Below are 15912 nucleotides of genomic sequence, written 5' to 3' on the forward strand. Positions count from 1 at the left end.
GCAAAGCATAACCCAAAATGCCGCACTATTTATTTCATAAAAATACAGCTCAGCGAACAAGGTCAAAATCCACTAGGGCCTCAAAGGTTCTGTTCCAAGGGAGCGAAAATTGAATATTTTCAATATTGTACCTGTACCGAACAAAAAACACTTCTTCTAAGCGTTTCACCTCTTTTTCCAGTTCATCCCTACCCTTCCTTTCCATTTCTAAAACAATATCTTCCGTCCTTATAGAGGCACTACGACCTACTTGCTGATAGTAGCTGTTAAGGTATTTACGAATTGGATTATTATAATAGTAATCATTCATCAGCCTATGCAGCGTAAACCAATACTGTGCTTTTTGCACATTCTCCAGCAAATTTTGATCTTCCCCTGTCATTTCTAGGCCATTATAATAAACAACACCATGAGGAATCGCTGTACCAATGGTATTCCCAGCTGTATTCCAAGAAGCATAGCCGTAAACTTTATCCAAAACACCCTCTTCCTCCAGCAAATTGGTAAATTCCTCATCCCCTCCCTGAACATCTCCTACAGGGTCTATATCCGCAATTATCAAGCGCTTACCTTCTTTAATTGCTTGGCTTATCTTTTCCACAAAAGGCAAAGCTTCAGCATCTAAATTCCTTGAACTATAGACATAAAAGATCAAATCAGCCTCCTCCTCGGAATTGACCAAAATACCCCCAGAAGCCTCAATATGCTTGGCCACAGTTGTTTTTAAGGGCTTATCTTCAAAAGCCATTACCTCTTCTGACATTGTATTGGAAGAAAAAACTGGTTTTATCTTGGGGGCCAACCCTGTAAAATCATTAATTGCCCTAGCTAAAAGTAGCATAGCCACTTCATCTGTACCGGCCTGAATAGCCACCTTTTCTTCCAACTGATGCTGCTCCAAAAATTTCCTTAAACCTTTCTTTTCCTTCATATGCACTCCTTCCGGCTTGGCATCATCTTGTGACAAAATCAAGTAATCGATTATTCCTTTGTTTACATAGTCCATCATCAGTTGATTGACCTGCAAATTTCTTTTTCTAGCGGTCTTATAATCCTTCAATGCTTTCTTGGGAATTATATTCTTCAGCTTTTTGACCTCCTCCCTAGCACCCGCATCTGATTTCACCGAAATCTCAGCCCATTTAGCCAGAGCCTCCCTGTAATCTTCATTGGTACCATCAGCTGTTGGTGCCAAACGCATGACTACACTTTGGACGTACAAAGGCACCTCAGGAGCGATTCCATGGAGGCGTTCAATAACTTTCACCCTGTCCAGGGCTATTTCAGCGTCTACCTGATGCACCCGACTGGCTACCAAACCTCCATATGCCAACATATCAGCAGCAATGATTACTGCATCCACATCTGAATAGTCCTGCGCCAAAAGCCACTGTATAAGCACCTCCGACTGCCCCGGCTCCTGCAGATTTCCTAACAGGGCCTCTGGCGGACTTACAAGTTGGGTCAAAGCGATCTCCCCCATCCTAACCGGGAATTGCAAGCAAGGAGGCCGATTATCCAAAGGGACAAAAACCACCTTTTTACCTGGCTCCCTGTCTTCTACCTGTGCCTTAGACGTCAGAGACACCATACCCAAACACATACAAATGTAGATTGCAAATATCTTTTTCATCATTCAGTTATTGGAGACCACTTATTAGCTATACCTTGAGACTGTAAGAATCCTTGAAACTCACTTAACCTTTCCCTCTCTTTCCATACAGTTTTCGGGGAAATTTCATGAGAAAGGGAATAACAGCATAACATTCCAACAGCTTCTCCTATGCTCCACTCTACTGGATGCAAGCGGTAGCATCCGTTGGTGATATGGGTAGTACCTATATTTTTATTGGCAGGAAGCAAATTTTTCATCTTCTTGGGAAGCAAGGCTCCAAGAGGGATTTCAAAACGCAAAGAACTGAAATCTATATAATTATCACCCCCGGTACTTGGATGTAAATCAATATGGTAATAACCAACCCCAACACTATCATCAAAACTAGCTGCCTCCACCTTCTCCTCTGGCAGTCCTAATTTCTTCGCCCGCTGTTCTTTACCCACATGTTCTTCCAAAATGGTAAACGCTGCCTTTATCCTTCTGGCCTCTCTTATATAAGGATATTTGGCCAAACCATCCTCTGTCCCCATAATATCATTCCTCAAACGCAATCCTCGCCAACCTTTGCCTCCATCGGGCCTAGGGGCTTCTGTCTGCAACCAATACAAAAGGGAAAGACTCAGCTGTTTGGATTGTTCTACATGCTGTCTAAACTCACTCTCTTTTACATCCACCAGATTACCTAGGAAATAATCATTTTGAGGCCAGTTTACTACAGAAATATCACCTTCAAAAAAGCCTTTATCAAAATTATGCTTATCAATAATCTTTCTGTAATTCCACAAATTCAATTGTCCATCAAATTCAGTTCCCCGAGGATCAAAAGCCAATGCCTTCGGCTTTAAGGTTTTGGGGTTGCTATAATTCAACTCCAATAACTTCCCCGCCCACTTTGGTTCCATTTCAGGTCTAAAAGACTGCCAGAAATCATAATTATCAGGCTTCGGAATCGTCCAGTCCTCCCCTTCCACATAATCCATCGCAAAACACATAGTAAAAGCCTGTTGATTATCTGGATTGGCTTGTTCGGCAGCATGCAATTCCCCTGTCTGATGCTTAGATTCAGTACCTTTCTGATAGGCTGTCCCGGTCAGTGGCAACAAGTCTCCCAATTCTGTGGCGTCCACAAAGTATTTGCCCTCCAATACCTGCTCCCTTCCAGATCGAAGGGAAACAGCCACAAGCTGGCTCACCATATCACCTTCAACCATAGCATCTTTGATCTTCCACTCCTTCAACAATATCAACTGACGATTGCTTATATAGGGAGCAAATAACTGTTCAAGGACCTTAACTGCTACCAATGGCTCATGACATAATGCAGAGACCACTCCATTTCCTGGATTCAGAAGGGGATTTTCTGCTTCCTCTTTAACAAGCGGATAATGGTCCATATAATAAGCCCTGACAGCTTGACGGAACAACCTGTAAAGCTCAGTGCAACCCTGATTTTCTATCCAATCATGCTCATCAGGCGGCACACCTTGCTGACTTAACTGACCTCCTATCCAATCAGTTTCCTCCGTCATAACTACCGAAAGGCCATTTCTAAGTGCTGCCAAAGCAGATGCACAACCACCTAAACCAGCCCCAGCTATAACTATATCTGCACGATAGAGATTGGATTCTGGAATATATCTGGCCTTACTGACAGCTTGGTTACTTATAGCATTTGCAGCAAATGGCCAGTTCACCGGACTTGCCAATAGGCTACCTAAACCTGCTTTGGCTATAAAACTTCTTCTATTCATTTTTATTTACCTAAATTCTCCCAGTCTGATCTATCATGAAGATAATACCAAGCCTCATCACTCTCAGTAGCTGGTGTGTTTTTAATAAAATCATCCATTTCATCAAAGGCCCGAAACATCGCGCTACTGATTTCATGCCCTCCATCACGATAGGCATGCAGCTCTACTGATAAGCCCAAAGATTTTGCTTTTTCAAAGATGGACATGGATCCAAATAACATCATATACCCAGGACTTGTACCTGGGCAGAAATGGTGCGGCGCCGTTTCATATGGCACTAATTGGTCATTGGAGCCATGATAAAGCAAAAGTGGCACCCAATTCTCCCTATTTACCAGCCTTAGGTCTAATACGGCACCTGCAAAAGACATAGCTCCCTTGAATTTGAAACCCTCAGCAATGTAAAATACATCTGGCATACTTGACTTGAAAGGATTAAAAAGAACCTGCAAAATAGCTTCAGCTCCAGCACTACTACCAGCCAAATAAATCTCATCTGGATCAACCTGATAAGCTTCCGCATGTTCTACAATATACCTTGTGGCTGATACAGCATCTTCTGCGGCATACCTTATTGCTTTGAGTTTTTCAGGTGTTGGAAAATCACAGCCAAAGCCATGACCTTTAGCATAAAGGCGATAGGAGATAACAAAAACATTATAACCTCTTTTTTGCATTTCCTCGGCAAAAGGTGCTTGATTTTTAGGACTCCCCCCAGAGAACCCACCACCATGAACAAACACAATACTTTTTTGACTATCTCCTATTTTGGCAGGATAATAATCGAAATAAAGCTCCTCGCCATCGACTGTCTTATAACTTACGCGCTCAGAGACCTGGGCTTCCACATTTATATGGCAAGACAAAAACATACTTAAAAATAATATCCCGAGATACCTCATCGCATTTTGATTATTGATCTGTAATTAATTTTTTTATATATATCCGCAATTTTATCAGGTAAGATTAAAAGCGAATTGAAACAACTCTTTTGATTAAAGTATCAGCTGCTTAGGTCTTCTGACTTCAGTCTTCCGACCACTTGAGCAAAGGATTTATAGTTACTGACATCATAGCGGATAATCAGAAATTTTTATCCTATTCTTTCTCTCCCTGAAAACGCTCGAAAGTTTTCCAAATCAAAAGCAAGGCCCTAGGGACATGGAAGCATCCCTTCCACTTTCCCCCTTTGGCAGGAATAAGCACATCACCATACCTGTCCAAATACCCAAACCACTCCCCATTTTCCTCATCTCTAAAATGCTTCCAAGCATACTGATGTACCTTCTCGAACCAATCTAGACATTCCTCCCGCTTGGTATGCTGATAAGCCTTGGCCAAGAAAACCAAAGCTTCCAAATGGACCCACCAAAGCTTCTGGTTCCATTCTAACTTTTCAGATGGAAGTCCTTGGATATCCAAAAAATAATAGATCCCTCCATATTCTTGATCCCAGCCCCATTCCAAGGTCTTCATGCCAATATTAATCACCTGATCTATTAAAGACTCATCTTCAAATCTTTCAGCTACATCCATCACAAACCACATGGCCTCCAGAGCATGCCCCGGATTGGTCAAGCGTCCCTCATACGTATCAGAAAATCCCCCCTTCACAGGAACATTTTCCCTCATCAATCCAAATTCTGGATCGTAAAAATCATTTAGTATTTGATGGACCGTCTCCCTTGCCAACAAGTCCACCCTAGACTTGTCCAGCAAATGCTCTAATTCCAGTGTCAAATTGCATAAGATCATTGGCAGGGAAAAGTCCTTCATATCCCTTGTACCAGGATATCTTTTATTATATTTTCCTTTTGGATTTTTTTGCCTTCGGAGAATGGCTTCAAATATCTCCAAGGTGGTTTTGGCATAAACCTCTTGTTTATCAATGCGGCTGTATTCACTTAAGGCCATCGCTGCAAAACAATCAGAAAAAATATTATACGCTTCAACTAAGGGGGCTCCCTTCTCATCCAAAGAAAAATAAAAGTTTCCTTCAATGTCCCTACCATTTTTAAGGATAAAATCAAGTCCATGTTTGGCCATCTCCTTCCACTCGGCTTTTGGACTTAGCTCATTATACAGTTTTGAAAACATCCACACTTCTCGTGCTTGAAGCCACATAAACTTGTCCCTGTCAAACACCCTGCCTTTTACATCTAAACTAGTATAGTAACCTCCATTTTTGGCATCCTTACTATATTTCATCCAGAAAGGCACTACATTATCCAGAAGTTCACTTTTATATAAACGCGCGTAATCTTTCATATTCCATTGTATTTTAAGCCATCATATTTTATCAAAATGGGCTTATTTTTAAACTTTTCCCCCTACATCCTCGGCTTTCAATTTCCAAAACTCCTCTATTTCCTCCAATGACTTCCCTGCCGTCTCAGGAACCATATAATAGATGATATACAAATAAGGCAAACACATAAAAGCAAAAAGTACAAAGGTTCCTGCTGGGGACAATTCCTCCAATAAAACCGGTGTCAGCTGCCCCACCAAATAGGTTCCTAACCATAAGGAAAAACCTGCAATGGACATGGCCACACCTCTAATTTTATTTGGATACATTTCCGATAGCAACACAAAAATCACTGCAGAAATAGAAATGGCAGTGCAAAACACATAAGCCAAGAACAAACCCAATAAAATCAATGGAGGTAAGCCCCACTGCTCCCCTTTACTAAAAAAAACACTGATTAGAATTAGGGTAATCAGCATCCCTGAGACCCCAAAATACACCAACTGTTTCCTACCCAGCTTATCAATGATCAATAAAGCCAGCACAGTAGTCAATACATTCACCAATCCAACTAGTACTTGATAAAATAAGGCATCATTTCCTGGAAGGCCACTTTGCTCAAAAATAGTAGGCCCATAATACAGAACTGCATTCACCCCCATAAACTGACCCAAAATAGCGATCGCAGCCCCAATCAATACTGGCCGAATAACAGACTTTGATTTCATCAGGCCCCAAACACTTAAAGAATCATCCTTTCTATGCTGGTTCAGTATTTCGTTGATTTTATCCTTGGCAGATTCCACTGAGCCTGTTATTTTCGAAAAAATCTGCTCAGCCAAACTAGCATATCCTCTAACAATTAACCACCGAGGACTTTCAGGGATAAAGATCAAAACGCCTAAAAACAAGCCTGCCGGTAATATTTCCATCAATAGCATCCCTCTCCAAACTTCTTCCTGAAAAACGAGCTCCATCCAGCCAAAAGTATTCAATCGATCAGCAAGCTTGGCCAATTCAAAATTCATCAAGTAAGCCCCTAAAAAACCGATGGTTATTGCCAGTTGGTACAAAGAGACCAAGGCCCCTCGATATTTTGGTGCCGCAATTTCCGATATATACATAGGGGAGATGATAGAAACCATGCCAATCCCCACTCCACCTATGATTCTATAGAGGACCAAATGGGTATAACTACCGGCCCAAGCACAACCAACAGCTGAAACGGAAAACAATAGGGCAGAAAGCAATAACATTTTCTTCCTACCAAAATAATCGCTCATCACTCCAGCACAAGCCACTCCTCCGATAGAACCTAATAATGCACAGCCAACATACCAGCCTTGCTCCATGGAGCTAAGTTGAAACCGGGAGGTCACCATATTAACGGTCCCCGAAATTACTGCCGTATCATATCCAAAGAGGAAACCTCCTATGGCAGCTATAACCGACAAAAAAATAATATACCTCAGATTAGTTCCGGCCTCCATTATTTCTTGATTTCAAAATATTCTTTGTAACGATTATATAAATGGCCTGCCTGAAGATAGGCTGACTGAGGGCTCATAAAGTGGGAAAACTCAAAAGTAATTGCTTTATCATAACCAGCTCTTTTGGCGGCCTCCAGCTTCATACAGAGTTTATCAAACTTAATGGGAAAAAACTTAATGGGCATATCCCGATCAAAGCTCTCGGCATTGGTCCAGCATTTCATCCCATACTTATCCGCCAGCTGTTTATTCACCGTAAAAAATGCATCCAATTCATCATAATCAATATGACCATCCTGGAAAGCACAGGCGTCAACAACCTCATGGATTCCTGAAAATATCTCGCCCCATTCCTGTTCATGCTCCTTTACCGATACTGACTCAGCCTTGCTAAGATCATTTGATGCAGCAGAAACAGCCTTTTTTCCATCTATCCAAGGAGAAATAAAGGTAGGTAGCCCTCCACTCACATCTTTACATTGTTTTCCCAATGTATAAAAAGAATCAATTGCCCCCTTGGTTTTCCTGCTGATTTCTCCACTCAAATACCAACCCTGAAAACTTTTGTACTTTTGACCGTATTGCTCCCATACTTCATCGATTACAAATCGGTTATGCTCTATTTCTGCAGCTAAATTCCCCGTGTCCCAGTATTCCCCTGAATCATATAATCCAAAATAAAACTTCATCCCATATTTATCCGCCAATCTGAGGTACATATCAAGAAGATCAGTCCCTGGACGATAACAGCCCCTGTTCATCAAATACTTGGAGGGATAAGTCAAAAACTTGCGATAACCAGACCTAATCATAATAACGGTATCAATACCGATATCCTTCATATGACGGAAATCCGCATCCCATTCTTCTTCACCCCAATTCTGGTGAGGAATATCATGGGAAATCTCATCCAAAAAAGTCCCTGTGATCGGAAGCCCAACATCATCCTTTTTTACAAGATCAAATGGAGCTGCTCCTTCCAATACTGGTGATTGCCCTCCCTTAACCAAAGCTGGCCCTGCAAATAAGGACGCTCCTATCAAGGAGGTATTTTTCAAGAATTTTCTTCGTTTCGGTGAATTCATATTATTCAATGTTTTTTTCGGGGACCTTTCTTATAGAACTAATTTACCCTAATTCATAGGGTAACCTCCTTTTCAAGCTTATTTATATGCTTTAAATTGACTACTGTTCATCTGCAAAGCCAAGAAAAGAATCTTTCAAATCAACCATGCATAAATGCGGTGACTTCCAGCTCAATAAATAAACCGAGGCTTAATTAATAAATTATTTTTCTAATTAACAACATTATAACTAATTTTTATATTAAATAGTGCCAGAGAAAATTTATAGAAACATATAATGGATTAGCCCAAGACTTTGTAAAGCCCGTTTTTAATTAAAACCAAATTTTCAATTAAAAATTAAAACAATCCCACTTCAAAACCATGTCCACATAAAAACAAAAGCCGAAATACTTTAAAAATTTATTTCTTAATAATAGCTTATTTAATTAATTTAGTTGATTAATTAGATAATACTACTCCATATAAGACACCATCAATTATGTCAAACCTGCCTGAAAACAGCTTTTTTGAAAGCCTTAAAGCCGAAGATCTATCTGGAGTAGCTTACAAAAACCATCTATTGAAAAAAAAGGTGCTCAATTATTTTTCCAACTTTGGTAACTCCACCATTCAGGACTTAAGTAAAGCCCTCAACATCAGTACTCCAAAAATGGGACAGATCATACTTGAACTGACAGAAAATGGAGTCGTACAAGACTATGGAAAAGTCGATTCATCCGTGGGAAGACGTCCCAATCAATATGGATTAAATGCTTCATCTGCATTTTTCGTTGGGATAGAAGTCAAAAAGGAATATATTAACCTTGGCCTCACCGATTTCAAAAACCAATTACTCAAATTCCTTCCACACATCCCTTACAACCTGGACAATACCGAAGAAGCCCTTGACGAACTATGCAAGATAATCAACCAGCAAATTGATAAGTTCAATGTTCCCAAATCGAAAATCATCGGTATAGGCATCAATCTCTCCGGAAGGATCAACTATAAGACAGGATACAGCTACAGTTATTTTAATTTTAGTGAAAATCCATTAAGCAAGGTATTCAGAACAAAAACCGGCTTCCCCACCTTCCTAGAAAATGACAGTCGGGCAATGGCCTTTGGGGAATTTAAAGGAGGAGGAATAGTAAAGGAAGAAAAAAATGTACTTTTCATCAATGTCGGCTATGGCATCGGCATGGGAATTATGATCAATGGAGAGCTTGTATATGGAAAATCTGGTTTCTCAGGAGAAATCGGCCATATACCTTTGTTTGAAAATGAAATCATTTGCCATTGTGGTAAAAAAGGATGTCTTGAAACCGAAGCATCCGGACGCGCACTGATCAGTAAATTCTATAAAAAATTACAAGAAGGCTCGCAGTCCACACTATCTCATAGGATAAAATCAGAAAATGACTTAAAATTAAATGACATCATAAACGCCGCTTTAAACGATGATGTCCTAGCCATAGAACTCATCGACGAAATAGGCAAAAAGTTGGGAAGAGGAATATCTGCATTATTGCATTTATATAATCCTGAACTGGTCATCATTGGTGGAAGCCTTGCTAAAACAGGTGATTATTTGTTTTTACCCATCAAAATGGCCATCAATAAATACTCGCTGAGCCTAGTCAGCAATGATAGTAAAATCGTCTTGTCAGAACTTGGAGAAAAAGCTGGTGCTCTGGGAGCCTGTCAACTAGTGAGAAAAAGACTGCTGCAATCCGAGTAAATAATTTTCTATCCCTTTTGACCTTCCGTGACACCAGCCCAATTAATTCTCAGAAGAAGAGGAGTTGATATTTTTTTTATCCAAAGGATCAAGGCTGTAAAAAATCCAAGTAATTAAATCCTCCAATGACTTTAACCTTTTCTAAACAATAATATTTACTAAACCTAAGCCTAGTTCAGTTGGTCCTCCCTATTTTTTATAAACCAAAACTATCCTGCCGAGAATGAATCATTTTTCCTTCATAACCACATCAGAGGCCCATTTTAAATATTGTCCCCAGTCATAATCGGTCACATTATGCTTTCCCTCTCGAATATGGTAAGCGACTGATTGATGCAAGGGTTGATGGATTTCGGGCATTTCAGGATTTTCCAAAACAGATTTACCAAAAAGTTTGTAAACTTTCCCCGAATAATAAGCTCCAAGGTATTCCCCTTTGGGATCTGCCCACCTATCCTCTACTGCACTGGCCACATACACTGGTCTCGGTGCTATCAGTGAAATCAGTTCATGTTGGTCTACAGGGAGTTTTTCTTCGTTGTGACCATATTTTTTAAAATTCTCTGTAAACCAGTGTGGAAAGGACTTATTGATGACTGCTAAAGTCTCTCCATACTTCCTTTTGGACAGGGCAGCTCCCCCACATCCCGAATTATTGGAAATTGCTGCTGCAAAGCGATCATCATTTGCCGCTGCCCACAAAGCAGTTTTTCCAAGCCTAGAATGACCAAAAGCAATTATATGATCTGAATCCACCTTTTCATTTTCCTGCAAATAATCCATTGCACGACTCATTCCCCAAGCCCATGCGGCAATACTTCCCCACTCCCCATTTTTAGGACGCGACTGGCCTGACTGATAAAAGAATGGGTGTATTCCATCTGAAAAATCATTTTTATCAGGATCTATTTCCCCGTAATAAAAAGTGGCCAAGCCAAAGCCAGCATCTATAATATCCTGAATAGCCCATCTATAACTGCGAACCCCTCGGGAAGTTTCAGTAAAACTATTGTCGCTTATATCATAAGATGGATTATTCCTGGCCCAAGCATCTGAAATCACCACTTTCTCGTCTAGGGTTACAGAATGGTTGCCATAAAAATTTGGACCAAGAAATATAGGAGCCTTTGTTTTACCTTTCGGCAGATACAGCAATAGATTAAAATCCAATTGGCTATTTCCCTTTATAATACTAATCTTCACCTGCTGGCGCAAAGCTCCTGAATAAACGGTAGATGGCCCTTCTTCCAAAATCTTAAACGAAGTCATGCCCAATTCACCGGGAATTTTCCCAAACATTTCTGTAGTAAAAAAATCCATCAACTCTGGTCGACGTTTCTCCAGCCAAGTCTTAGCATCTTCTACCTGTTCCCCCGAAAAAGTCATCAGAGGATCAGGAATTTCAAATTGAGGAACCTGCTCCTCATCATAATTAGTTCTTGACTGGCTATATGACCAATGACACAAAAAAAGCAGCACTATGCTGATAAGACCAACTCTATTCATCATGTATATAAAGTTTGATAAAAGCTTGAGTTTAATAGTTTTTCAAGATCAATAAACACAAAAAAGCCACATTTATCAATGCGGCTTTTGAAATTTAATGTTAAAATCTATGACATGGCACTTCTAAATAGCCATCTATTTTTCACATCATTATGACCTAGACTTTAATCTCATCAGCTGCATTGGTAGTAATTTTTATCCCTTTCAAAATCACTGGATCAGCCTCTCCAATCTCCAAGCGATAAGTTCCGCCCTCATATACTGCGGGGATAAACTCGTTTCCTCTAACCCTTAATGCTTGAATAAGCTCTCCACTAGGCTCATGGTAAATTTTAATGACCTCATTGGCTTTTTTAAATTGAATTTTTGGCAAATACCCCATGGGCTTTCTGCCATCATTATCCAATTGGGAAATTGTCAGCGGCCATCCAGGAAAGGTGTTTTTTTCAGATGGATTATCCAAATCTGCCAAAAACCTGATCGCCTCCATTTTAATGGTCCTGTGTACTTGGTCAAAAGTTATCAATCCAAAGCCAGAGGCCTTTGCTTGTGCCATCTTATATCTATTGGGTTCCTTAGGAAGCTTATCTACAGGATTTCCAGTAGCATAGATATAATTTCGGTTTCCGAAAACATCCCTATAAATACCGGTATTAGGAAGATGGTGACTAGGACGATCTGAAAAAGGCAAATTCAAGGTATCTGGCTGACACCACCTTGGATATCCTGTAGAAATGGCAGGAGTACAGAAAGTCCATCCAGCATCCCTATCTGCATCCAAACTGTACTGCAATAAAAATGGAATATGCTGATCACCATTGACATGAAAAGCACTGGCTTTTCTAATTACTCGCAATACTTGATCCCGCTGACGTTTTGGCCATCCTCCTGAATCCAAATCTCCCTGAAGATAATCTTTTTTCGGGCCATGATAGGTACAAACATTGGCAAATAGCGTTTGGCTAAGTAGTACTTTCATATCCACACCCTGCCAATCTTCTACCCAGTTTTGTAAAAACTCCAATTGTTCCTCTCCTACCAAATTCAAACCTTCAGGGTTGAGCTCGCTGGACGGATAAAAATCCTTAATATGATCTATCCTGCCTGTATTTTCTATATCCAGCATCTCCGGTCCAGACTTAAAAATTCTGTCACTTACAATGGCAAAACTGACCCTCCCATACTTGAGCTGGGTAAACCAAGTAGTAAACCCCGCTTTTAAAGGGCTGGCTTTTACGGGGTCTGGCAGGTGAGATGTTTGTGTTTGATTGACCACATTGATCATAGGAACTGACTGAACAAAGCCCCCATGTGCATCCATCACGCTCTCCCATTTTTCTATGGAGACTTGCAGGCCTCCTTCACCCCACAAATTCCCCTGAAAGACATCATGGTCATCAGGTGTGCATATGGTGGGACGATCTTTCATGACCTCTCCAAATGCCCAACCAAACATATACCATTTCCCTAAGTAACTTAAAATGGATGCTTCAACAGGTGCTCGCTTGATCGGGTAGCCACCATTACTTTCATAAATCTGGTCTCCGGAAAAATACAGCAGATCAGGATTGGTCTTTTTCAGATTTTCAGTCAATGGGCGATAGGGATACCCTGAAGCATGTTGGCAGGTCAAGCCACCTAATACAAGATTTTCACTGACAGGCTCCTTCCTGACAATTCCCTTATAAGGATATAGCTTTCCATCCAACTTATACTCCACTTTAAAAGGAACATCATGGCCAAAACGCCAATCTGACACCTCAAAACGTGCAGTATAAGCACCCTTGTCCACCTCGTTTACCTGAATTTCCTTCCATCTCTTGCCCGATTTTATAGAAAAGCGAACCTCTTGGGCATCATTTTTTCCAATAGGCGGGAGCTGTGCTGTCAGTTTCAATTTATCATCGGAAAGCGTATACATGGTCCATAATATCGGACCAAAGGATTCCTCAGGCATATAAACCACCTTCGTACCTCCTAAGTGTAGATTGTTCCAAGAAACACTTGGGCTTTCTTCTTTTCCCTTACAGGTAATAGCGACCAAACCGGAAATTCCATGATTCACTTCCCCAACCAAGGATTCCACAACTGATTTATCCTGAACCAACTCCAATTTTAAAGTAGTTCTTCCCCCATGATCCTCAGCAGTAAGCTGTAGTTTGAAGGATGAAAAAACATCGGTTGAAATACTTTTTTCTTGTTGACCCAAAATCAATTTACCATCTGCCGACACCCCTACAAAAAGACCTTTTCCAAAATAACATGCAGCCTGAGTATTACCTGGGTCCGTTTGGTCTTGAATCCCAAGTGTAAAACCAACCTGGAACTTGCTTTCAGCAGCTTTTAGCCCCATCTCTGAACTAATAAAGAAGTCCCCCTTGCCTGCCTCCAATTGGTATTCCAACACATTCAGATTGGATTGCCTTTCTGATCCTATAAATTGCAACCCTCCATTCTTCACTCTCCAATCCTCCATAGGAACAGCCCAAAAAGATGGGGCAATCCAAACCCTATCTGGGAGCTTTTTAAAATCCATAAAGAACGATCCCTCCTTAGCCAATTGTTCAATAAAACCATGCTGAGCTTTAAGGCTTTGCCAAGGAAGCAGGCTGGGCACCATCACTCCCATGCCTTGTAAAAATTTTCTTCTATCTAACTTCATATTCTATATTGAGATACCCCAAAGATCTTAATTTCGGTAGTCACTTTATCAGTATTACCAACTATATCAAATGGGTCAGGAACTTCATTAATCTTGATATTATTTATTATGTATTTCCGCTATTGCACCAGTAAGTTTTACCATTCAAAACATTTCCTAAAAAGAGAACACATATCTCTCTGAAATACTAAATTAAATCTGTGTAGATCCGTGGAGTCTCCCGATAAATCGGGACAGGCTGTGATAAATAAGTTTACTGGTGTTAAAACGGATAATCATATTATTTATATTGAAATAAATTAAATGGCTTACTTTCCCCTTTAATTTTGAGTACAACCACCCCATGCGATGGGACATGAAGTGAAACTGTTTCCTTATTTGTACTTGGGTAAAACTTTTTCGACCATAAATCCTTCATTTTATAGCCTTCTTCAGCTAGCAAACCCACATCTTCCAAATTGAAGTCTATTGTTTTCCCTTCTTCAGACCTGTTCAGCAATGTAACAGCAACTTCACCACTTATGCTTGAAATCAAGGGTTTGGCCCAAACTTCCAAATCTCCACGGTCAATCACCCTCCTGGCCTGGTAAACCATCGGGTCCTGATTGATTGATATCAACTCTTTATTGGTCAAGATACTTAAGGTCTCTTCCGAAATAGTAGTCAGATCATTACTGGCTATAAGCGGTGAATTGAGCATGCACCACATGGTAAAGTGAGTTTTATCCTCTTCATAACTCATCCCTCTGCCTACCTGTAACATATCCATATCATTTACATGTCCAGGCCCTGAATACTTCCATAGGTCAGCATTGAGATCCACTATCCCCATAACGGATTCAAAAGTATTGGCTATATCTGCAGAAATCCTCCAAGAATCGGCAAGGTTGACTACCCATTCACCAGGGAATTCCCACCTGCAAACATTAAAAACAACTGAAGGGTCCATCTCTCGGATAATATTTCCAATTTCAGTATACCTTACCTCTTCAGACAAATCCATCCAGTCTCCTCCACACCAATCCACTTTCACAAAATCATATCCCCAATCCTCAATCATGAGGGAAAGGTCTCTTTTTTCATGCCCATAAAGCCCCACTCCTACTCCAAGGGTGTCTTTATCCCAATACGATGCGCAAGTATTGATTCCCGCATCGGTATAAATCCCGGCCATTAAGCCCTTGCTGTGTATATAGTCAGACAAGCTCTTCATTCCAGAAGGAAACTTTTCTGGGTGTGAATATAGGTTTCCTTCTTCATCCCGGCCACCAAAATACCCATCATCCATATTCAAATAAGTATAGCCTGCCGCGAGCAGTCCTTGCTCTACCATCGCATCTGCTTGGGATTTAATAATTTCTTCATTGATATTCACACGATAGTTGTTCCAGCTTGCCCAGCCCATTAATGGGGTTTGAGGACGTTGGGCAATAGCCGAAAAACCAATAAGCATTAATAGTAATAAGATGTTAAACTTCATTCTTTTATGGTTCATAGTATTCAGTGGTTTCATTTCAATGTATTAATTTCTTTAGAAGCTTGGTAGTATAGCTTAGTTTTCAATACTCGCGACCAGAGTAATACCCAGAATGAGAACGCCTTACCTTCTGCTTCCAACCTATATAATTCCAGGCATTCAAGCGACCTATAAAATCTTCAAAGTACTAATTCTCCGGCTCAGTCCCTGACAACTCCACATCAGCAGGCACCCTTAGCTATAGGATTCGACTGTGGAAATAAACCCTGTACAAATACAACCTGTGCCCCTAAATATGCTTCCTTTCCTCCTTGTTCAATTCTTTAGAAAAAGGATTGTAATTATAAACCCT

At 40.5% G+C, this 15912-nt stretch carries 10 protein-coding genes; 1 reads left to right on the top strand and 9 read right to left on the bottom strand.

What is annotated here, in order from left to right; translation table 11 throughout:
* Window positions 1-49 precede the first annotated feature (49 nt).
* The 6 genes from H7U17_RS18380 to H7U17_RS18405 form a co-directional block, all read right to left on the bottom strand.
* The gene (locus H7U17_RS18380; RefSeq protein ID WP_186758226.1) at window positions 50-1636 is read right to left on the bottom strand and encodes a DUF4127 family protein; all 1587 of its coding nucleotides are present in this window, start codon (window positions 1634-1636) and stop codon (window positions 50-52) included.
* The gene (locus H7U17_RS18385; RefSeq protein WP_186758227.1) at window positions 1633-3369 is read right to left on the bottom strand and encodes an FAD-dependent oxidoreductase; all 1737 of its coding nucleotides are present in this window, start codon (window positions 3367-3369) and stop codon (window positions 1633-1635) included. The genes H7U17_RS18380 and H7U17_RS18385 overlap by 4 nt, the downstream gene beginning before the upstream one ends.
* Window positions 3370-3371: 2 nt before the next feature.
* Entirely contained in the window at window positions 3372-4241 is an 870-nt protein-coding gene (locus H7U17_RS18390; RefSeq protein ID WP_186758228.1) for an alpha/beta hydrolase, read from the bottom strand.
* A 226-nt stretch (window positions 4242-4467) separates the two neighbouring features.
* Window positions 4468-5637, bottom strand: a complete 1170-nt coding sequence (locus H7U17_RS18395; protein WP_186758230.1) for an AGE family epimerase/isomerase — start codon at window positions 5635-5637, stop codon at window positions 4468-4470.
* A 48-nt stretch (window positions 5638-5685) separates the two neighbouring features.
* A complete protein-coding gene (locus H7U17_RS18400; RefSeq protein ID WP_186758232.1) occupies window positions 5686-7107 on the bottom strand; it encodes a sugar porter family MFS transporter in 1422 nt (473 codons plus the stop codon).
* Window positions 7107-8192 (bottom strand): DUF4434 domain-containing protein, encoded by a 1086-nt coding sequence (locus tag H7U17_RS18405; protein WP_186758234.1) that lies wholly within the window; start codon window positions 8190-8192, stop codon window positions 7107-7109. Before H7U17_RS18405 ends, H7U17_RS18400 begins: the two co-directional genes overlap by 1 nt.
* 481 nt (window positions 8193-8673) lie before the next feature.
* Here H7U17_RS18405 and H7U17_RS18410 point away from each other — a divergent pair, with 481 nt between their 5' ends.
* Complete coding sequence (locus H7U17_RS18410; protein WP_186758236.1) at window positions 8674-9915, top strand: ROK family protein; 1242 nt, start codon at window positions 8674-8676, stop codon at window positions 9913-9915.
* A gap of 228 nt (window positions 9916-10143) precedes the next feature.
* Here H7U17_RS18410 and H7U17_RS18415 read toward each other — a convergent pair whose 3' ends face one another.
* The 3 genes from H7U17_RS18415 to H7U17_RS18425 form a co-directional block, all read right to left on the bottom strand.
* A complete protein-coding gene (locus H7U17_RS18415) occupies window positions 10144-11424 on the bottom strand; it encodes a glucuronyl esterase domain-containing protein (RefSeq protein WP_222439242.1) in 1281 nt (426 codons plus the stop codon).
* Between the two features lie 154 nt (window positions 11425-11578).
* Window positions 11579-14083 carry an alkaline phosphatase D family protein gene (locus tag H7U17_RS18420; RefSeq protein WP_186758238.1) on the bottom strand — a complete coding sequence of 835 codons (2505 nt, stop codon included), beginning with the start codon at window positions 14081-14083 and terminating at the stop codon, window positions 11579-11581.
* Between the two features lie 280 nt (window positions 14084-14363).
* Window positions 14364-15563, bottom strand: coding sequence for a glycoside hydrolase family 27 protein (locus H7U17_RS18425; RefSeq protein WP_186758239.1), 1200 nt, complete (start codon window positions 15561-15563; stop codon window positions 14364-14366).
* Window positions 15564-15912: the final 349 nt, after the last annotated feature.

Origin of the sequence: Echinicola salinicaeni, from assembly GCF_014280965.1 — a bacterium.
GTDB lineage: Bacteria > Bacteroidota > Bacteroidia > Cytophagales > Cyclobacteriaceae > Echinicola > Echinicola salinicaeni.